Source organism: Pseudomonas morbosilactucae (assembly GCF_023241665.1).
Taxonomy (GTDB): domain Bacteria; phylum Pseudomonadota; class Gammaproteobacteria; order Pseudomonadales; family Pseudomonadaceae; genus Aquipseudomonas; species Aquipseudomonas morbosilactucae.
On record NZ_JALQCX010000041.1, the window covers coordinates 44,636 to 63,444 of the forward strand.

At 62.4% G+C, this 18,809-nt stretch carries 17 protein-coding genes and 1 pseudogene; 10 read left to right on the forward strand and 8 right to left on the reverse strand.

What is annotated here, in order from left to right; all coding sequences use genetic code 11:
• Position 1 precedes the first annotated feature (1 nt).
• A complete protein-coding gene (locus tag M1B35_RS21940) occupies positions 2–2,146 on the forward strand; it encodes a glycosyltransferase family 2 protein (protein WP_268263047.1) in 2,145 nt (714 codons plus the stop codon).
• Positions 2,147–2,155: 9 nt separating this feature from the next.
• The gene (locus M1B35_RS21945; RefSeq protein WP_268263048.1) at positions 2,156–3,625 is read left to right on the forward strand and encodes an efflux transporter outer membrane subunit; all 1,470 of its coding nucleotides are present in this window, start codon (positions 2,156–2,158) and stop codon (positions 3,623–3,625) included.
• A 9-nt stretch (positions 3,626–3,634) separates the two neighbouring features.
• On the opposite strand, the gene tcuC is transcribed toward M1B35_RS21945, so the two are convergent.
• Positions 3,635–4,933 carry an MFS transporter gene (tcuC, locus tag M1B35_RS21950; RefSeq protein WP_268263049.1) on the reverse strand — a complete coding sequence of 433 codons (1,299 nt, stop codon included), beginning with the start codon at positions 4,931–4,933 and terminating at the stop codon, positions 3,635–3,637.
• Between the two features lie 332 nt (positions 4,934–5,265).
• On the opposite strand from tcuC, the gene M1B35_RS21955 reads away from it, so the two are divergent.
• Both M1B35_RS21955 and sthA read left to right on the forward strand, forming a co-directional pair.
• Positions 5,266–6,243 carry an FAD:protein FMN transferase gene (locus M1B35_RS21955; protein WP_268263050.1) on the forward strand — a complete coding sequence of 326 codons (978 nt, stop codon included), beginning with the start codon at positions 5,266–5,268 and terminating at the stop codon, positions 6,241–6,243.
• 201 nt (positions 6,244–6,444) lie between these two features.
• Positions 6,445–7,839 (forward strand): Si-specific NAD(P)(+) transhydrogenase, encoded by a 1,395-nt coding sequence (gene sthA, locus M1B35_RS21960; protein ID WP_078471222.1) that lies wholly within the window; start codon positions 6,445–6,447, stop codon positions 7,837–7,839.
• Between the two features lie 42 nt (positions 7,840–7,881).
• Here sthA and M1B35_RS21965 read toward each other — a convergent pair whose 3' ends face one another.
• Together M1B35_RS21965 and M1B35_RS21970 are read right to left on the reverse strand one after the other, a co-directional pair.
• The gene (locus tag M1B35_RS21965) at positions 7,882–8,604 is read right to left on the reverse strand and encodes a glycerophosphodiester phosphodiesterase (RefSeq protein WP_123330715.1); all 723 of its coding nucleotides are present in this window, start codon (positions 8,602–8,604) and stop codon (positions 7,882–7,884) included.
• Between the two features lie 61 nt (positions 8,605–8,665).
• Positions 8,666–9,253, reverse strand: a complete 588-nt coding sequence (locus tag M1B35_RS21970) for a PilZ domain-containing protein (protein WP_123330717.1) — start codon at positions 9,251–9,253, stop codon at positions 8,666–8,668.
• 94 nt (positions 9,254–9,347) lie between these two features.
• Here M1B35_RS21970 and M1B35_RS21975 point away from each other — a divergent pair, with 94 nt between their 5' ends.
• The 3 genes from M1B35_RS21975 (at position 9,348) to M1B35_RS21985 (ending at position 12,606) form a co-directional block, all read left to right on the forward strand.
• Positions 9,348–10,598, forward strand: a complete 1,251-nt coding sequence (locus M1B35_RS21975; protein WP_123330719.1) for a lipoprotein-releasing ABC transporter permease subunit — start codon at positions 9,348–9,350, stop codon at positions 10,596–10,598.
• 7 nt (positions 10,599–10,605) lie between these two features.
• Positions 10,606–11,289, forward strand: coding sequence for a lipoprotein-releasing ABC transporter ATP-binding protein LolD (gene lolD / locus M1B35_RS21980; RefSeq protein ID WP_185039174.1), 684 nt, complete (start codon positions 10,606–10,608; stop codon positions 11,287–11,289).
• 72 nt (positions 11,290–11,361) lie between these two features.
• Positions 11,362–12,606 (forward strand): lipoprotein-releasing ABC transporter permease subunit, encoded by a 1,245-nt coding sequence (locus M1B35_RS21985; protein WP_123330724.1) that lies wholly within the window; start codon positions 11,362–11,364, stop codon positions 12,604–12,606.
• A 57-nt stretch (positions 12,607–12,663) separates the two neighbouring features.
• Here the strand turns inward: M1B35_RS21985 and M1B35_RS21990 are convergent, their stop codons facing one another.
• Together M1B35_RS21990 and M1B35_RS21995 are read right to left on the reverse strand one after the other, a co-directional pair.
• Positions 12,664–14,025 carry a heavy metal sensor histidine kinase gene (locus M1B35_RS21990; protein ID WP_279653868.1) on the reverse strand — a complete coding sequence of 454 codons (1,362 nt, stop codon included), beginning with the start codon at positions 14,023–14,025 and terminating at the stop codon, positions 12,664–12,666.
• Positions 14,025–14,705: a heavy metal response regulator transcription factor gene (locus M1B35_RS21995; RefSeq protein ID WP_268263051.1), complete on the reverse strand. Its 681-nt coding sequence runs from the start codon at positions 14,703–14,705 to the stop codon at positions 14,025–14,027. Before M1B35_RS21995 ends, M1B35_RS21990 begins: the two co-directional genes overlap by 1 nt.
• A 173-nt stretch (positions 14,706–14,878) precedes the next feature.
• Here M1B35_RS21995 and M1B35_RS22000 point away from each other — a divergent pair, with 173 nt between their 5' ends.
• Together M1B35_RS22000 and queF are read left to right on the forward strand one after the other, a co-directional pair.
• Positions 14,879–15,475, forward strand: coding sequence for a cupredoxin domain-containing protein (locus tag M1B35_RS22000; protein ID WP_268263061.1), 597 nt, complete (start codon positions 14,879–14,881; stop codon positions 15,473–15,475).
• Between the two features lie 67 nt (positions 15,476–15,542).
• Complete coding sequence (gene queF, locus M1B35_RS22005; RefSeq protein ID WP_268263052.1) at positions 15,543–16,373, forward strand: NADPH-dependent 7-cyano-7-deazaguanine reductase QueF; 831 nt, start codon at positions 15,543–15,545, stop codon at positions 16,371–16,373.
• A gap of 97 nt (positions 16,374–16,470) precedes the next feature.
• On the opposite strand, the gene M1B35_RS22010 is transcribed toward queF, so the two are convergent.
• Both M1B35_RS22010 and pcrP read right to left on the reverse strand, forming a co-directional pair.
• On the reverse strand, positions 16,471–16,734 hold the full coding sequence (locus M1B35_RS22010; protein ID WP_123330732.1) for a DUF4404 family protein: 264 nt from the start codon (positions 16,732–16,734) through the stop codon (positions 16,471–16,473).
• A 122-nt stretch (positions 16,735–16,856) separates the two neighbouring features.
• Positions 16,857–17,477 (reverse strand): HAD superfamily inactivated hydrolase PcrP, encoded by a 621-nt coding sequence (pcrP, locus tag M1B35_RS22015; protein ID WP_268263062.1) that lies wholly within the window; start codon positions 17,475–17,477, stop codon positions 16,857–16,859.
• A 202-nt stretch (positions 17,478–17,679) separates the two neighbouring features.
• Between pcrP and M1B35_RS22020 the strand changes: the two are divergent.
• Positions 17,680–18,365 (forward strand): annotated as a pseudogene (locus M1B35_RS22020) (MlaA family lipoprotein).
• Positions 18,366–18,424: 59 nt separating this feature from the next.
• Here M1B35_RS22020 and M1B35_RS22025 read toward each other — a convergent pair.
• Positions 18,425–18,724, reverse strand: a complete 300-nt coding sequence (locus M1B35_RS22025) for a PilZ domain-containing protein (RefSeq protein WP_268263053.1) — start codon at positions 18,722–18,724, stop codon at positions 18,425–18,427.
• Positions 18,725–18,809 lie beyond the last annotated feature (85 nt).

An 18,809-nucleotide genomic window follows, 5' to 3' on the forward strand; every position in this document is an offset into this window, starting at 1 on the left:
CATGCAGGCACTGGACTCGCTGCAACTTGTGCAAATCAACGCCTGGACCCTGGCGGCAGTGGTGCTCTTCAGCTGCTTGACCCGCCGCGAGCAATGGGGCGCGCGGGCCGGGTTCGGCGCGCTGACGGCGTTGCTGCTGGTCAACTATGCCGTGTGGCGAGTGCGCGAGACCTTGCCCGACAGCGGCTCTGGCTTTGCCACGGTGTGGGCATACGCCTTTGTGTTTTTCGAGATGCTGGCCATCGGATACACCCTGTTTTCCATCCTGGTGATGCTCTGCCGCTCTGATCATCGGGCCGCCGCCGATGCCGGTGAGCAGCGTTTGCGGGCGGCGGGGCGCGGGGTGCCAGCGGTGGATGTGTTTATCGCCACCTATAACGAAGGCCTGGAGATCCTGGAAAAAACCATCATTGCCGCCCAGGCCATCGACTACCCGAATTTCACCCTCTGGGTGCTGGACGATACCCGTCGCGACTGGCTGCGCGACTACTGCGCCGAAGTGGGCGTGCACTATGCTCGGCGCCCGGACAACACCCACGCCAAGGCCGGTAACCTGAACAATGGCTTGCGTCAGTCCGCGGCCTTGAGCAATGCGCCGTACATCTTGGTGCTGGATGCCGACTTCGCCGCCCAGCAGCCGATACTCATGCGTACCCTGGGGTTGTTCGATGACCCTCGGGTCGGCCTGGTGCAGACGCCGCAGTTCTACTACAACCCCGATCCGATCCAGCACAACCTCGGCTCCTCGATGTGCTGGGTGGACGAGCAGCGGGTGTTCTTCGATGTCTTTCAGCCGGCCAAGGATGGCTGGGATGCGGCGTTTTGTGTGGGCACGTCATTTGTGGTGCGGCGTGACCTGATCAACCAGATCGGCGGCTTTCCCACCGGTTCGGTGTGTGAGGACATCTACACCACCTACCGCTTGTTGCAGCAAGGCTACGTGACGCGCTGGCTCAATGAGCGGCTGTCCATTGGCCTGTCGGCCGAAGGCTTGACCGAGTACATCAACCAGCGCTCGCGCTGGTGCCTGGGGACTGTCCAGGTAGCGCTGCTCAAGGACGGCCCGCTGCGCGGCCGGGGCTACAGCCTGAACGATCGACTGCATTACCTGCATGGCCTGATGCACTGGTTCTCCAAGCCGTTCATCTTGATGATGCTGGTGTCGCCGGTGCTCTACTGGTACTTCGGCATCGCCGGGTTCTATGCCACGCCTGGGGATTTCCTGGTCCATGGCCTGCCGGCGTTGATCGCCTTCTGGGGCTACGGCACCTGGGTCACCGATCGGCGCACGTTGCCGGTGTTTACCGAGGTGACGCAGATCGTCGCCTCCCTGGCGGTCACCGCGACCCTGGCCAGCGCGCTGCTGCGACCGTTCGGGCGGCCGTTCAAGGTCACTGCCAAGGGCCTGGACCGGACCCACACCGTTGTCCACTGGAAGTTGTTCGGTTTTTTCCTGACGCTGACTCTGCTGGCCCAGGCCGGGGCCTTTATCGCCATCAGCACGGCCGCTTCCTTCGACGGCAACATGCTGTTCAACCTGTGCTGGACCGTGGTGGCGCTGATCTACAACCTGGCCACGCTGGTGGCCTGCGTGGACCGTCCGCGGTTGCACGGCGAGGAGCGGTTCCCCTTCGACAAGCCCACGGGCTTGCGCCTGGCGGATAAAGTCCTGCCTGGGCGCCTGCTGGATATTTCCCTGAGCGGGGCCTCGCTGTCCTGTGCCTTTGCTCGTTCGATCAAGCCTGGCGTCAAGGGCCAGTTGTGGATCAACAAGCTCGGCTGGCTAGGGTTTGAGGTGATGCGCAATCACGGCAGTGACCGGCTTGGCGTGCGATTTGTCGAGTTGAACGAGGGCTTGCGGCAACGCTTGATTGCCCGTCTGTTCAGTGATGCCAGCATCAATGTGGTCAGCAAGGCGGAGCCGGCCCAGGCCTTTGGCACCTTGTTGCGACGGGCGCTGGTTGGGGAAAAAGCCACTGCGCCAATACCTGCGCGTGCGCCTCGGGCGGTGCCCGCCAGCGTGTTGCCGGTTGTGCATGCGCGGCGCTCGGCCAGGCGACCGCTGGCGCCGATGGTCAATCTCACAGGGGGTGTGTGGGGCGCGTTGCTGGCGCCGTTGCGTGCCTTGCTCGGTCAGCGTTTCTAGAGGTGAACCATGCACACTTGCCTTGCTTCGACCTGCGTGATGTCCGTGCTGTTCTTGACGGCCTGCTCCCTGGAGCCCACCTATGAAAAACCGGATGCGCCGATCGACGAACAATGGCCGGCGGCGTCCCTCGACAGCTGTTGCAACGCCAAGGAGGCGTTCGACCGGGACTGGCATGGGTTTATTCTCGACCCGCGCCTGCGCTCGCTGATTGAGTTGGCCCTGGATAACAACCGTGGCTTGCGCCAGTTCGCCGCCAGTGTGGAAGAGGCCCGGGCCGGGTACGCGGGGACCCGCTCGGGGTTGTTTCCGTCCCTCGGCATCGACAGTTATGCCGGGCGCAGCAAGTTGCCGCCGCTGGTACGAACCCCGGGCGGTGGCGACAGCGCCGGCAGCATCGCCAATACCTTTCAGGTCGGCGCGGGTTTTACCTCGTACGAGTTGGACCTGTTCGGGCGCATTCGCAGCCAGAGCAACGCCGCCGGGGCGCGTTTCGAAGCCTCGGAAGCGGACTATCAGACGGCGCGCCTGGCGTTGATCGGCGAAGTTGCCAGCACCTGGCTGACCCTCAAGGCCAGCCAGAACCTGCTGGACCTGGCCCAAAACACCTATGACGCGCAGAACCGCTACGGCGAGCTGTTGCGCAAGAGTTTCAACCTGGGCTCCAGCGCCCGCATCGATGTGCACCAGGCGGATGCGCAAACCAACACCGCGGCGGTGCAGGTCAATACTTATCGCATGCAGGTGGCGCAGAACCTCAATGCGTTGCGGGTGCTGGTGGGCCAGCCGGTGCCGCCGGCCTTGCTGCCGACAGGGTTGCTCGGCGAGTCCCTGGCCACGGCCGATGTGCCGGCCGGCTTGCCGTCGTCATTGTTGGAGCGGCGGCCCGACATCATGGCCGCCGAGGCGCTGTTGCGCGCGGCCAATGCAGACATCGGTGCCGCTCGTAGCGCTTACTTTCCGACGTTCTCCCTGACCTCGGCGCTGGGCAGCCTGAGTGGCGACTTTTCCCGCTTGCTGAGCGGGCCGGCGCAGTTCTGGTCGGTGGCCTTGGCCGGCTCCCTGACCCTGATCGACGGGGGCGCGCGGCGGGCGCAGGTGGATGCCAGTCGTGCGCGCTTCCAGGGGCAGGCTGCCGCTTACGAAGCCACGGTGCAAAACGCCTTTCGTGAGGCCGCCGATGCGTTGAACGCACGCCAGGAAATGCTTGCCCAGGTCGCGTTTCAGAAGCGTCTGGTCGGTGACTATCAGGAAGCCCATCGGCAGTCGCGACTGCGCTTCGAGGGTGGCCTGGACAGTTATTTTTCCACCATGGATGCCCAGCGTTCGCTGTTCGAGGCCCAGCAGAAATGGTCACAGATGGAGCTGGCGAGGGAGATCAATCAGGTCAGCCTGTACAAGGCTCTGGGGGGCGGCTGGAGTCAGTCGCTGAAGGTTGCCGGAACGACAGGGGCCGGGCCGCAACGGCTCAGCCCCTGAAGACGCTGGTCAGGCGTTGCTGACGGTGGCCGCCTGGGCGGTGCGCAGCGCATGGCGGTTGCCGCGGAACAGCACCAGGGTGGCGATCAGCCCCAGCACCGCTGCGCCGCTGAGCCAGATACCGGGCGCGGCCTTGTTATCCAACACGTGGATCAGGTACGTGCAGGCCGCCGGCGTGAAGCCGCCAAAGGTCGCGGTCGCCAGGCTGTAGGCCAGGGAGAAACCGGTGGTGCGCACTTCCACTGGCATGATTTCGGTGAGGGCCACCACCATGGCGCCGTTGTACGAGCCATAGAGGAAGGACAACCACAATTCCACCAGCAGCAAGTGGCTGAAGCTCGGGTTGACCACCAGCCAGGACAGGGCCGGGTAGGCCGTCAGGATCGCCAGGATGGTTGCGCTCAGCAGCAAGGGCTTGCGCCCGATCTTGTCGGAGAGGGCGCCCATCACCGGCAGCCAGAAGAAGTTCGACAGGCCGATGCACACCGTCACCAGCAGCGCGTCGAGGTCCGACAGGTTCAATTCGGCCTTGCCGAAGGTCGGGGTGTAGGCCGTGATCAGGTAGAACGACACGGTGGTCATCACCACCAGGGCCATGCCGGCCAGGACAATGCCGAAGTTCTGACCGATCGAGCGGATGATTTCCTGCAGGGTAGGGCGATGTTTACGCGCTTCGAACTCCGGGGTTTCTTCCAGAGAGCGGCGGATCATGAAAATCGCCGGAACGATCATGCAGCCCACCAGGAACGGCACGCGCCAGCCCCAGTCGCCCATTTGCTCGGGGCTCAACCAATGGTTCAGGCCCACGCCCAGCAACCCGGCGAAGACCACCGCCGCTTGTTGGCTGGCGGACTGCCAACTGACGAAAAAGCCTTTGCGGCCCGGGGTGGAAATTTCTGCCAGATAGACCGAAACCCCGCCCAGCTCAACGCCTGCGGAAAAGCCTTGCAGCAGGCGCCCGAGCAGCACCAGCAGCGGTGCGGCGACGCCCAGGGTGGCGTAGCCGGGCACACAGGCGATGAGCACGGTGCCGGCGGCCATCAGCATCAGGGTGATGATCAGGCCCTGACGCCGGCCGTGGCGGTCGATGTAGGCACCGAGGAAGATCGCCCCCAATGGACGCATCAGGAAGCCGGCGCCGAAGGTCGCCAGGGACAGCATCAACGACGCGAAAGCGCTGTCGGCCGGGAAGTAGGCCTTGGCAATGGCCGTGGCGTAGAAGCCGTAGACCATGAAGTCGAACATTTCGAGGAAGTTACCGCTGACAACGCGAAAGATCGCCTTGCCTTTGCCCGTGGTCGTGGACATTTTTTTCACTCACTTTGGCTGTCTTGTTAGCAATCCATGGTCGTTACTCGTCCTCACTGCAACGTTGCGGCGCAGGGCTGCACGGTGGAGCATATTTGTAACAATATGTGTAGAGCGGCGTTCAGGCAATAAAAACCGTTAGCTACCTAGTGATTGGCCCGGTGCGCGAGTTAGAGCGGTTAGTGGCGAAATAGCGGGGCGGAACCGGCTTCCGTTTGTCGCATAATGGCCAGTGTTGCAACAGCAGGGCCGTGGTTTTCGGCCCCTGTACGGGAGAACGGGTCTTGGTGGTTGAGCAAGGGTGGCGAGGGGCGGTTCTCGGATGGCTGGCGGTGTTGCTTGGGGGCTGCGGCCAGGGCGCGTCCCTGGAGCAGATCGGCGGCCCGACCATGGGCAGCCACTATTCGGTCAGCTACGTCCGGGAGGCCGGGTTGGCTGCTCCCGGCGAAGTGCAGGGCGAGGTGGAAAAGATCCTCGCCGAGGTCGATCAGCAGTTATCCACTTACCGCGGCGATTCGCTGATCGAAGTCTTTAATCGGTTGCCGGCCAACAGCTGCCAGGTGATGCCCGAGCCGGTGCTGCAATTGGTGCGGGTGGGCGAGGGGTTGTCCCGGGAGAGCGCCGGCGCTTTCGATTTGACGGTCGAGCCGTTGCTCAACCTGTGGGGTTTTGGCCCGCAAGGGCGCGAGGAACAGGTTCCGAGTGCGGCGGCTCAGGCCGAGGTGCACCAGCGCGTCGGGCACGGCCATCTGCGTATCGACGGCGATCGGCTGTGCAAGGATGCGGCGGTGGAAGTGGACTTCAATAGCATCGCCGCCGGCTACGCCGTGGACCGAATCGCTGCCAGGCTGGTGCAGATGGGGATCGCCAATTACCTGGTGGAAGCCACCGGCGAACTCAAGGCCGCCGGCAGGAAACCCGACGGTGCGCCTTGGCGCATCGCCCTTGAGGAGCCTCGGGATGATCGGCAGGTGGCGCAGCGGATCATCGAACTGGACGGTTATGGCGTCTCCACCTCGGGGGATTATCGCCATTACTTCGAACAGGGTGGCCAGCGCTATTCGCACACCTTCGACGCCCGCAGCGGCAAGCCGGTAAATCACGCCCTGGCTTCGGTCACGGTGATTCATCCTTCCGCGCTGATGGCCGATGGCTTATCCACCTTGTTGCTGATTCTCGGCCCCGAGCAGGGTTGGGATTACGCAGAAAAGCACGATATCGCAGCATTTTTTGTGATTCGTGCCGATACAGCTTTCGTCACACGCAGCAATCCACCCTTCGAGCGCCTGTTTGGCGGGCCAAGGCCCTGATCCTGTGCGCCTCGGTGCGGCCTGTAGTGAAGGCAAAAGTAGCCTACGACGCGACCAAGGGTTAATGTGCGCGGCGTTGACGCTTCTATAGACTGTGCCCGGGTTCGTGACCGAGCCAAATTGATCCTTCATGCCGCTGGCCGCGGCATGATTTAGCCGGAGGCGCCAGAAGGGTGCCTCGGCCTGTTCTGAGGAGTACGCATGGCTGTCTACAACTACGACGTAGTGGTGCTGGGCTCAGGCCCCGCTGGAGAAGGTGCGGCAATGAATGCCGCGAAAGCAGGACGCAAAGTGGCGATGGTCGATAGCCGTCGCCAGGTCGGCGGTAACTGCACCCACCTGGGTACCATTCCGTCCAAGGCCCTGCGTCACTCGGTCCGCCAGATCATGCAGTTCAACACCAACCCGATGTTCCGGGCCATTGGCGAGCCGCGCTGGTTCTCCTTCCCGGACGTGCTCAAGAGCGCCGAGAAGGTCATCTCCAAGCAGGTGGCCTCGCGCACCGGTTACTACGCCCGCAACCGGGTCGATGTGTTCTTCGGTACCGGCAGCTTCGCCGACGAGCAGACCATTGAAGTGGTTTGCGCCAACGGTGTAGTGGAAAAGCTGGTGGCCAAGCACATCATCATCGCCACCGGTTCGCGTCCTTATCGCCCGGCCGATATCGATTTCCACCACCCGCGTATCTACGATAGCGACACCATCCTCAGCCTCGGCCACACCCCGCGCAAACTGATTGTTTACGGCGCCGGGGTCATTGGTTGCGAATACGCTTCGATCTTCAGCGGCCTTGGGGTGCTGGTGGAGCTGGTGGATAACCGCGGCCAGTTGCTCAGCTTCCTGGATTCGGAGATTTCCCAGGCCCTGAGCTACCACTTCAGCAACAACAACATCACCGTGCGCCACAACGAGGAATACGACCGCGTTGAAGGCCTGGACAACGGCGTGATCCTGCACCTGAAGTCCGGCAAGAAGATCAAGGCCGACGCCTTGCTCTGGTGCAACGGCCGGACTGGCAACACCGACAAGCTGGGCATGGAAAACATCGGGGTCAAGGTCAATAGCCGGGGCCAGATCGAGGTGGACGAGAACTACCGCACCTGCGTCCCGAACATCTATGGCGCCGGTGACGTGATCGGCTGGCCAAGCCTGGCCAGTGCCGCCCATGACCAGGGTCGCTCGGCGGCGGGCAGCATCGTCGACAACGGCAGCTGGCGTTTCGTCAACGACGTGCCGACCGGGATCTATACCATTCCCGAGATCAGCTCGATCGGTAAGAACGAGCAGGAACTGACCCAGGCCAAGGTGCCTTACGAAGTCGGCAAGGCCTTCTTCAAGAGCATGGCGCGGGCGCAGATCGCCGGCGAGCCGCAAGGCATGCTGAAGATCCTGTTCCACCGTGAAACCCTGGAAGTGCTGGGTGTGCACTGCTTCGGTTACCAGGCGTCGGAGATTGTCCACATCGGCCAGGCCATCATGAGCCAGCCGGGCGAACTCAACACCCTGAAGTACTTCGTCAACACCACCTTCAACTACCCGACCATGGCTGAAGCCTATCGGGTAGCGGCGTACGACGGCCTCAACCGGCTTTTTTGAGCGGCTCCGGCCGGTGGCCTGAGCCGGCCGGGGAGACCGATTTCAGTAATTCTCGAGGGTGGCAGTGGCCAAACCGGGAAAGTCTGTAATCAGGCTATCTACGCCGAAGTCGGCGAGCCTGCGCATCAGCGCGGGTTCGTTGACGGTCCATACCGATACATGCAAGCCCTGGCGCTGTGCCCGTTGCAGGCGCTCCGGGGTGCACAACGTCCAGTTCAACGCCAGAATCTCGCAGCCATAGCTTTGCGCGACCTTCAACGGGTCGAGCCAGGCGTATTCGGCGACCAGTCCACGGGACAGGTCGGGGGTCAGGTCGACCGCCGCCTTGAGCACTTCCCGGGAGCTAGAGGTCACGGTGACCTTGTCCAGCAGGCCGAAGCGCTGGGCCATCTCGCGAATCGCCAGCACGGTGGTGGCGGCGCGGGTGCGGGAGGCGCTCTTGACCTCCAGTTGCCAGTGGTCGAAGTCGCACTTCTCGAACAACTCTTCCAGGCGTGGAATGGGGCAGGGGTTGATCCAGCCCGGGCCGCCCTTGCGCGCGTCGTAGGTCACCAGTTCGGCTGCGCTGTGCTCCACTACCTTGCCGCGGCGTTCGGTGGTGCGTTTCAGGGTCGGGTCGTGGATCACCATCAACTCGCCGTCCTTGGACAGGTGCAGGTCGAGCTCGCAACGGCGAACGCCGTGTTTAAGGCACTCCTGAAAGCTGGTCAGGGTATTTTCCGGTGCTTCGCCTTTAGCGCCGCGATGGCCATAAATCAGGGTCACGTTTGCTCCTTAACGCAGAGGGTTACAGCAGGTGTTCTTGAGGGCGCCGCACAGCTATGACTCAGTCAGCCGGCGGATCGTTCTGCTCTCGGGCCAGGCGCCGTTCCTGTGCCTGTTTCTGCAGGATGTAGCGGGCCAGGAGCTGCCGTTGGCCGTCGGTCAGGGCTTCGAACTCGGTGCCGATTTCGAAGGTGCCGAAGCTTTGCGGTTCGCAATGGGTGACTTTGGCGCGTAGCAGCAAGCCCAGCGCCTGGGGCATCAGCAGCAGTTTCACCGCGAGGTGGCTGCCGGTCGGGTAGGCCAGGTGATGGCTGAACTCGATGCCGCCTTCGGAAATGATTACTCGCTGCGGTTCGCCAAACTTGCCGAGCACCGTCTGGGCCACCACCTGGCCGAGCAGATCGATGCGTTTGTTCATGACTTTCAGGTAGGCGGCCAGCGTGCGATCACGCTCGCTGACTTGGCGCAGCAGATGCTGGGATTCGAACTCGCTGAGGTGCAATTCGCTGAGCAAATTGAACAGCGGCGACTCATCCAGCAACACTTCCCTGCTCGCCGCGGCGGGGGCGGACAGGGGCCTAATTTCCAGTGCGATCGTGTCCTCGATACGGTAGTATTCGCGGCGATCTTCTTCATCTAATGTCGACATGGCGAACCCATGGTAGAGGCAGTGGTCTGAGTGTAAAGCTGCTTACCAGGCCCCGCCACAAGGACGTCTTCTTTTCCTCCGAACAAGCCCCGACATGTTCAGACCTCTGTTTGTATTTATTGGCACGCGTTATACCCGTGCAAAGCGTCGCAATCATTTTGTGTCATTCATTTCCCTGACCTCGATGATCGGACTCGCCCTCGGCGTAGTCGTGATGATCGTTGTGCTGTCGGTGATGAATGGTTTCGACCATGAGATGCGCACCCGCGTGCTGGGCATGGTGCCCCACGCGACCATCGAGTCCGGTGAGCCCATCGGCGACTGGCAAAGCCTGGCCGACAAGGTCAAGCAGAACCCCAAAGTGCTGGCGGTGGCGCCCTTCACCCAGATGCAGGGGTTGCTGACCAATAACGGCCAGGTGCAGAAGGTCTTGCTCAATGGCATCGACCCGGCCAGAGAACGGCAGGTGTCGATCATCGACAACTTCATGCAGCAAGGCCAACTGGACGCCCTGGCGCCCGGCAGCTTCGGCATCGTGATCGGTGACAAAGCAGCGGCCAAGCTGGGCGTGGTCCTGGGCGACAAGGTGACCTTCGTCGCGCCGGAAGTCACGGTGACGCCGGCGGGGATGTTCCCACGCATGAAACGCTTCACGGTGGTCGGCATCTTCCACGTCGGTGCCGGTGAGATCGACGGTTACCTGGGCGTGACCAATCTCGATGACCTGGGCCGCTTGCATCGCTGGAAGCCGGACCAGGTCCAGGGCTTGCGCCTGAAGTTCGACGACCTGTTCCAGGCGCCGCGCACTGCCTGGGAAATCGCCCAGCAGTTGGGTGAGAACCACTATTACGCCCGTGACTGGACCCGTACCCACGGCAACCTGTACCAGGCCATTCGCATGGAAAAAGCCATGATCGGCCTGCTGTTGCTGCTGATCGTCGCGGTGGCGGCCTTCAACATCATCTCCACCCTGGTGATGGTGGTGAATGACAAGAAGGGCGACATTGCCATTCTGCGCACCTTGGGCGCCACACCGGGCACGATCATGGCGATCTTCATGGTCCAGGGCACGGTGATTGGCGTGGTGGGCACCCTGATCGGCGCCTTGGTCGGGATGTTCGCCGCGCTGAATGTCAGCGCTGCGATCTCCGCCCTGGAAGGCCTGATCGGGCACAAATTCCTCAATGCCGACGTGTACTTCATCGACTACCTGCCGTCCCAGCTGATGGCCGAGGACGTGTTGATGGTCTGTGGCGCGGCCTTGGTCCTGAGTTTCCTCGCCACCCTGTATCCAGCCTGGCGTGCCGCGCGCACCCAGCCGGCGGAGGCGCTTCGTTATGAGTGAGTTGGGCATGAGTGAAAAAGCAATCTTGAGCTGCCGCGACCTGGGCAAGGCCTACGAGGAAGGCCCGGAGTCGGTGGTGGTGTTGTCTGGCCTGCAGTTGGAGCTGCACCCGGGTGAGCGCGTGGCGATTGTCGGCACTTCCGGTTCCGGCAAAAGCACCTTGCTCAACCTGCTGGGCGGGCTGGACACGCCGTCCAAGGGCAGCGTCTGGCTGGCGGGTGAAGAACTGTCGGCCCTGGGTGAAAAGGCCCGCGGCCAACTGCGCAACCGCTCCCTGGGCTTCGTGTATCAGTTCCACCACTTGCTGGCGGAATTCACGGCCCTGGAAAACGTCTGCATGCCGTTGCTGATCGGCCGCACGCCAATCCCCGAGGCGCGGCAGCGTGCCACGGCGTTGCTGGAGCGGGTTGGCCTGGGTCATCGCCTGGAGCACAAGCCGGCCGAATTGTCCGGCGGCGAGCGCCAGCGTGTGGCGATTGCTCGAGCGCTGGTCAACCGGCCCGGGCTGGTGATGCTCGACGAGCCCACCGGCAACCTCGACTCCCACACCGCCCAGGGCATTCAGGATTTGATGCTGGAACTCAGCACCTCGATGCGCACCGCGTTCCTGGTGGTGACCCACGACATGAACCTGGCCCGGCAGATGGATCGCGTACTGCACTTGCAAGAAGGCCATCTGGTCGCGATTTGATGCGGCTGCACACGGCGCTGGCGGCTTGATCCGCGGGCGCCGGGTTTCTAATTTTTCTACGGTGCCTCGCTAATGTTCAGACCGTTATCGATCTTTATCGGCACGCGCTATACCCGCGCCAAGCGCCGCAACCGCTTTGTCTCGTTTATCTCCATGACCTCGATGATCGGCCTCGCCCTGGGCGTGCTGGCGATGATTGTGGTGTTGTCGGTGATGAACGGCTTTCAGCGCGAGATGAGCTCGCGCATCCTCGGCATGGTGCCCCACGCCACCATCGTCGGCGTCAAGCCGATCGACGATTGGCAGCCGGTGGCCGCTGCGGCATTGAAAAACCCTGAAGTCACTGCTGCGGTGCCCTTCACCGAGATGGAAGGCATGCTGTCCTATAAAGGCTTGATGCAGCCGATCCAGATCAGTGGCATCGACCCGGCCCAGGAAGGCAAAGTCTCCATCGTTACCCAGCATATTGTCCGTGGCAGCCTGCAAGACCTGAAACCCGGCGAGTTCGGTGTGGTGATCGGTGAAATTACCGCGCGGCGCTTCGGTTTGAGCGTCGGCGACAAACTGACCCTGATCGTTCCGGAAGTCAGCTCGGCGCCAGGGGGCATTACCCCGCGCATGCAGCGTCTCAACGTGGTCGGGGTGTTCAAGGTGGGTGCCGAGCTGGACGGCTCCATGGGCCTGATCCACGTGGCCGACGCCGCGGAAATGCAGCGCTGGCAGCCGAATCAGGTGCAGAGCGTGCGCCTGGCGGTCAAGGACTTGTACGCTGCGCCGCTGGTGTCCAGTGACATCGCCAAAGGCTTGGGTGCGGACTTCAAGGCCGACGACTGGACCCACACCCAGGGCAGCCTGTTCAGCGCGATGAAAATGGAGAAGACCATGATCGGCCTGTTGCTGCTGATGATCGTTGCAGTGGCCGCGTTCAACATCATCGCCACCTTGATCATGGTGGTGAACGACAAGGGGGCGGACATCGCCATCCTGCGCACCATCGGCGCCACACCGCGGCAGATCATGGCGATCTTCATGGTTCAGGGCACGGTGATCGGCATCGTCGGCACGTTGGTTGGCGGCGTGCTGGGGGTGATTGCGGCGTTGAATGTCAGTGAACTGGTGGGGTGGCTGGAGCGCGTGACCGGCCAGCATATCTTCAGTTCGGATGTGTATTTCGTCAGCAATCTGCCGTCCGAGTTGCAGGGCGGGGACGTGGCGCTGATTTGCGGCGCCGGGTTTGTCCTGAGCTTCCTGGCGACGGTTTACCCGGCCTGGCGGGCGTCCAAGGTCGAGCCGGCCCACGCCCTGCGTTATTCGTGATTTTTAAGTAGGGTTTCGCCGGCAAGCCGGCTCCTACCGCGAGTTGTGGGAGGCGGTTTAGTTGGTTTTTGGCAGCGTGATGACGAAGCGGGTCCAGCCTGGGTCTGATTCGCAACGGATCTGCCCGCCATGGGCGCGGATGATCGACTGGGTGATCGCCAGCCCCAACCCGGCATGCTCACTGCTGCCTTCGCGCCGCGCCGGATCGGCGCGGTAGAAACGATCGAACAACCGTGGCAGCACTTCCTTGGCGATGCCTTCGCCGGTGTTCTCGATGCTCAGGCTCAATTCCTGTGGGCCGTCGCTGATCCGCACCTTGACCGAGCCTCCGGCGGGAGTGAAACGCAGGGCGTTGTCCAGCAGGTTGGACAGTGCTCGCCTGAGCATGCTGCGATCCCCGGCAACATCGGCGTCGCCTTCCCGGCTCAGGCTGACGTCGGCCTCTTCCGCCAGCGGGCCGTAGAACTCCAGCAGCATGTCAGTCTCTTGGGCCAGGGCCAGTGCTTCACGTTTCGGGCTCAGCAGGCCATGGTCGGCTTTGGCCAGATAGAGCATGTCGTTGACCAGTTGCGCCATCCATTGCAGTTCTTCCAGGTTGCTGTGCAGGGCTTCGCGATAGTCCTCAAGAGGGCGTGGGCGGGTCAGGGTGACTTGGGTGTGGGTCAGCAGGTTGGAGAGGGGCGTGCGCAGCTCATGGGCGATGTCTGCCGAGAACGCCGACAGGCGCTGGAACGAGTCGTCCAGGCGCCCCAGCATGGCGTTGAACGTGCCAGCCAGCTCGGCCAGCTCCTCGGGCAGTTGTGCTTGTGGCAGGCGTTGGGTCAGGGAGTTGGCGGAGACGCTGGCAGCCACCTCGCTCATGCGCCGCAAGGGGCGCAGGCCGCTGCGTGCGGCCCAGGCGCCGAGCAGCGCGGTGGCCAGGGCCGAGAGACCCACGGTCAGCCAGATCAGGTGTTGCATGCGTTGCAGAAAATGCTGGTGGTGGGTGATGTCCAGCAGCAGGGTCAACTGAGGCGAGTCTGCCGTTCCTGGCGCCAACTGAGTGCGGTAGACCCGGTAGGCGGTGTCGCCAGCGTGAAACTCATGCAGGCCGGGTTCCATCGGTTGGACGGTGGCCAGGGCCGGAGCGCTGTCGAACCAGACCTGGCCATCGGCGCTGCTGATGCGCAGGCTCAGCTCCGGTTGCAGGCTGAGTTCGGCGCGTAATTGCGCCGAGCGCGCGGCAATCGCCGTGGCACTGTCGGCCCCTCGCAGGGTGCTGCGCAGGGCGATCAGTTTGCCGTCCAGCAGTTGCTGGTCGAGTTCGACAAAGTGGCTGTCGCTGGCGCGGCTGAACAAGACGCCCGCCAGCAACGAGACCACGGCGGTGCAGGCGGCGAACAGCAAGGCCAGGCGGCTGCTCAGGGACAGGCGGCGCATCAGGCGGGGCGCTCTTCAAGCACGTAGCCCATGCCGCGCACGGTGTGGATCAGTTTGTTGGCGTAATCGTCGTCGATCTTCAGGCGCAGTCGGCGAATCGCCACTTCGATGACATTGGTGTCGCTGTCGAAGTTCATGTCCCAGACCTGGGAGGCGATCAAGGATTTGGGCAGCACTTCGCCCTGGCGTCGCAGGAGCATTTCCAGCAGCGAGAACTCCTTGGCGGTCAGGTCGATGCGCTGGCCGCTGCGTTCCACCCGGCGGCGGATCAGGTCCAGGCGCAAGTCGGCCAGTTGCAGGCTGGTTTCCTGGGGGCTGGTGTTGCCCCGGCGCAGCAGGCTGCGCACCCGGGCCAGCAACTCGGAAAAGGCGAAGGGCTTGACCAGGTAGTCGTCGGCGCCCAGTTCCAGGCCGTGTACCCGGTCTTCCACGGCGTCGCGGGCGGTGAGAAACAGCACCGGCATTTCCAGCCCGGCATTGCGCACCGCCTGGAGAATCTGCCAGCCGTCACGGCCGGGCAGCATCACATCGAGAATCAGCAGGCTGTAGTCGCCGGTCAGCGCCAGGTGCTGGCCAGTGGTGCCGTCGGCCACCAGTTCGGCATTGAACCCGGCTTCGCTCAGGCCTTGGCGCAGGTACTGGCCGGTTTTGGGTTGGTCTTCGACGATCAGCAGTTTCATGGATGACTCGTGGCTAAAGGAACCCAGGCTTTATACCTTGGGCAGCAGCGGGCAGGCGCAAGCTGACAAAGTTGTAATTTAGCAGTCAGTTGGCTGGCAGCGAGCGGGCGTTAGAGTTTCCCACAGGCTCGACCTTATTCTTGTTGGAGTTTGTGATGATGAATGCGGGAAATCTGTTGTTGCGCAGTCGTGTGTGGTTGGCGGCCGGCTGCCTGGTCTTGAGTGCACCGCTGTGGGCCTCTCCTGCGCAGACTTACGATTTCGGCCAGCCGGCAGCGGCGGCCAAGGCCACGCGCACGGTGGAAGTGGTGATGGGGGATATGTCCTTCAACCCTCAATCACTCACCATCAAGGCCGGTGAGACGGTGCGTTTTGTGCTGGTCAACAAAGGGCAACTGTTGCATGAGTTCAACCTTGGCGACGGGGCCATGCACGCCCGTCATCAACAGGAAATGCTCAAGATGCAGCAGAGTGGCCAACTGACCCCGACGGCGATGAATGCCCAGGGCGCGATGAGTCATGGCTCGATGGATCACGGCTCTATGGACCATGGTTCTATGGATCATGGTTCTATGGATCATGGCGCGATGGCCGGCATGGATCAGGGTTCAGGCATGGCGCACGACGACCCCAACAGCGTGTTGGTGGAGCCGGGCAAGACCGGTGAACTGACCTGGACGTTCAGCCAGGCCGGCAACCTGGAGTTCGCCTGCAACGTTCCCGGGCACTATCAGGCGGGGATGGTCGGCAAGCTGACCGTCAGTCCGTAAGCGGCGGGGCTCAAAGGTGCAGACAAAGGCTGGTAGAATCCGCTGATTCTTCAGTCAGGTTTCCGCCATGCATCCCGCAGCCGAACACTCGCCGCTGGGCAAATCCAGCGAATACGTTTCCACTTACACCCCGTCCTTGCTCTTTCCCATCCCACGGGCAGCGAAATGGGCCGAGCTGGGCCTGAGCGCCGACACCCTGCCGTATAAAGGCGTGGACTTCTGGAACTGTTTCGAGCTGAGCTGGTTGCTGCCGTCTGGCAAGCCGGTGGTGGCCATTGGCGAGTTCAGCATTCCGGCGGACTCACCGAACATCATTGAGTCCAAATCCTTCAAGCTGTACCTCAACTCGCTGAACCAGACGCCATTCACTGATCGTCAGAGTTTGGAGGCGACCCTGCGCGAGGATCTGTCGGCTGCGGCAGGCAAGCCGGTTGGAGTACGTATTCGCAGCCTGGGCGAGGTCGAGGCCGAAGGCGTGGTGGCCTTGCCGGGGGTGTGTATCGATGAGCTCGACATCAGTGTCAGCAGCTACGAGCACCCGCGTCCGGAACTGCTGCGTTGCGACGCTTCCCGGGTGATCGAAGAAAGCGTCCACAGCCATCTGCTCAAGTCCAACTGCCCGGTGACCAGCCAGCCGGATTGGGGCAGCGTGGTGGTGGAATACCGCGGCGCGGCCCTGGATCACGCCAGCCTGTTGGCTTATCTGGTGAGTTTCCGCCAGCACTCGGACTTCCATGAGCAGTGCGTGGAGCGGATCTTCCTCGACCTGCAGCGTCTGCTCGCCCCGGAGAAACTGACGGTGTACGCGCGTTATGTGCGCCGTGGCGGGCTGGACATCAACCCGTACCGCAGCACCGAGACGGCGGAATTCGCCAATGGCCGCCTGGTACGCCAGTAGATAAAACCCTTGGTCACGATAGGTGGCTATGGGCTGGATAAACAAAACGCCGCTACCTGGTTTGCAGGTCAGCGGCGTTGTTGTGTCGCGGGTAGGGTCAGATCCCGATGTTGCCCAGGGTTTGCACGATGTTGCGCAAGGTGCCAGCGATGGCCGGGTGTTCCAGTTCGAAGCGTTCGACGGCGAGGTTGACGCCATCGGCGAGGCTGGTGTCCTGAGTGGCTTTTTCCAGTTTGAGTTCCAGCTCGATCTGTTGCATCAGGTCCTGCAAATTGGCGCGCTCGGCTTCCGACAGCGGTGGGTTCTGCTCCAATTGCTCGCGCAGGGTGTTGAGCTGTTCTTGCAGTTCGCGGGCAGGCATGGCGTTCTCCCTTTATTGATAGGCACAGGGATGGACCACGACGTTGTGCCAAAGATCCATGCCCACGCTTTAGAGTAATCCACGGCCGGGCCGCCTGCATGATCTTGATCAACCGGCCTGTATCAGGGTTTTTCTCCCTTGAGTCGACGCCGTTCGATGTCTGCCAGGCATGTGCCCAATTCTCCCAGGTGATCGATGACCGAGTGCACGCCTAGGCTGAATAGCTGAACCGTGGCCTTGCCGCGCTTGAGGTCCCGTTCCTGTCGGGGCAGGGCCTGCCACTGGCTGGGCGTCAAGCCGCACAGGGAGCCGCATGACGCCAGGCCGATGGTCCAGAGTCCGGCATTGAGGCCGGATTGCAGCAGTTGCGGCTCGCCACTGACCAGCACGCAGCCGTCAAGGCGCTCGACCTTGAGGGTCATCAGCGCGTGCCAGCAGGCATCGGGTGCGGGCCAGGGCGCAGGGGAGGGTGGCGTGGCGCGGATCCAAGTGGGCAGGTGGGTGGCGAGGCCTTGGCTGAGCGCTGGTGGCAGTTCGTCCAGCCAGGCACAGGGCACGCCTTGCTGCTGGAGTTGATGCAAGGTGTCCAGCGCCCCAGGTGTGGTTTGAGCCTGCTCGGCGTTGTGCGCAGTACTGCCTTGCAGGCGGGTCCGTGCGCCGAAGTCCACCAGGCAGCCGCTCAGGCCAAAGAGCACGGCAGTCAGGGCCGACGACGGGAGGGGTAAAACATCGGCGTGGGGCATGGCAACGTCCTTGAAGTATTCTCCAAGGCTATCCATGGCTCATGACGCTTGGGTGACAGTGGCGTGAATGGGATCGAGAGGCGGTCGCAATGTGTCAAGAGCGCTGCGGCATGACTGCCTAAACCGGCTTATCCGCTTTATACTGCTGCGCTTACCGCCAGGGCATAGCGCCCGCGACAGTACTATCCAAGGAGTTTCTGCTATGCGCTGGAGCAGTCATCTAGTTCAGCTCTGCCTGTGTGCCGGCGTAACGCTGGCGCCTTTTGCCGTTCAGGCGCCGAAGATGATCCGTGGGAAAGCGTCAACCGCCCGATCTTCACCTTCAACGACACCGTTGATACCTATGCCCTCAAGCCTCTGGCGCAGGGCTACCAGGCGGTGACTCCGCAGTTCCTGGAAGACGGCATCCACAACATGTTTCGCAACATCGGCGACGTCGGCAACCTGGCCAACGACCTGCTTCAGGCCAAGCCGCGGGCGGCCGGTGTCGACACCGCGCGCCTGCTGATGAACACCACCTTGGGCCTGGCCGGCTTTTTCGATGTGGGCACCAAGATGGGCCTGCAGCGCAACGATGAAGACTTCGGTCAGACCTTGGGTTACTGGGGCGTAGGCAGCGGCCCTTACGTGATGCTGCCGTTGCTGGGGCCGAGCACCCTGCGTGATGCACCGTCCAAGTACGTGGACAGCTACACCGAACCCTATCGCTACATGCACGATGTTCCGGCGCGTAACACCACCATGGGCGTCGATATCATCGATACCCGCGCCAGCCTACTGTCGGCTGAAAAGTTGATCAATGGCGACAAGTACACCTTTATTCGCAATGCCTATCTGCAGAACCGCGAGTTCAAGGTCAAGGACGGCAAAGTCGAAGACGACTTTTAAACCCTGCCCTGCGAATGAAAAAGGCGGCCCATGGGCCGCCTTTTTGGTTGTTGTGCGGGTCAGCGCATCTTCAGGATTGTAAGCCCAAGTTTCTGACCTTCAGTGGCCAGCTCCTTGACCCAGACCACTTCGGCGTCTGCCTCCAGTCCTTTTAGCGCCGCATGGTCAGAGTCGATATGCACTTTCAACTGGTCGCCGACCTTGAACGAGCGAGGCGCCTCCAACTGCATGCCCGTGCTGGAAAGGTCGATGCAGACGGCTGGAATCACTTGTCCCTCATGGATCAGCGTAACCTCGGCATCCACCCGCATGCGGATGTAATCGCGCTTTTCACTGTAGTCCCGCTCGTTTTGGCTCATGGGTCCATCCTGCAATTGAGTTGCTGTTTTAGCGGTTTTTATAACTCCCGGTGATTTGCCGTGTAAAGACGCCAAGCGACCATCG

Bases quoted from the DNA above. Each gene is read 5' to 3' on its own strand.
- M1B35_RS21940 (WP_268263047.1), top strand. From the start codon at position 2: ATGCAGGCACTGGACTCGCTGCAACTTGTGCAAATCAACGCCTGGACC.
- M1B35_RS21945 (WP_268263048.1), top strand. From the start codon at position 2,156: ATGCACACTTGCCTTGCTTCGACCTGCGTGATGTCCGTGCTGTTCTTG.
- tcuC (WP_268263049.1), bottom strand. From the start codon at position 4,933: ATGTCCACGACCACGGGCAAAGGCAAGGCGATCTTTCGCGTTGTCAGC.
- sthA (WP_078471222.1), top strand. From the start codon at position 6,445: ATGGCTGTCTACAACTACGACGTAGTGGTGCTGGGCTCAGGCCCCGCT.
- M1B35_RS21970 (WP_123330717.1), bottom strand. From the start codon at position 9,253: ATGTCGACATTAGATGAAGAAGATCGCCGCGAATACTACCGTATCGAG.
- M1B35_RS21975 (WP_123330719.1), top strand. From the start codon at position 9,348: ATGTTCAGACCTCTGTTTGTATTTATTGGCACGCGTTATACCCGTGCA.
- lolD (WP_185039174.1), top strand. From the start codon at position 10,606: ATGAGTGAAAAAGCAATCTTGAGCTGCCGCGACCTGGGCAAGGCCTAC.
- M1B35_RS21985 (WP_123330724.1), top strand. From the start codon at position 11,362: ATGTTCAGACCGTTATCGATCTTTATCGGCACGCGCTATACCCGCGCC.
- M1B35_RS21990 (WP_279653868.1), bottom strand. From the start codon at position 14,025: ATGCGCCGCCTGTCCCTGAGCAGCCGCCTGGCCTTGCTGTTCGCCGCC.
- M1B35_RS21995 (WP_268263051.1), bottom strand. From the start codon at position 14,705: ATGAAACTGCTGATCGTCGAAGACCAACCCAAAACCGGCCAGTACCTG.
- queF (WP_268263052.1), top strand. From the start codon at position 15,543: ATGCATCCCGCAGCCGAACACTCGCCGCTGGGCAAATCCAGCGAATAC.
- M1B35_RS22010 (WP_123330732.1), bottom strand. From the start codon at position 16,734: ATGCCTGCCCGCGAACTGCAAGAACAGCTCAACACCCTGCGCGAGCAA.
- pcrP (WP_268263062.1), bottom strand. From the start codon at position 17,477: ATGCCCCACGCCGATGTTTTACCCCTCCCGTCGTCGGCCCTGACTGCC.
- M1B35_RS22025 (WP_268263053.1), bottom strand. From the start codon at position 18,724: ATGAGCCAAAACGAGCGGGACTACAGTGAAAAGCGCGATTACATCCGC.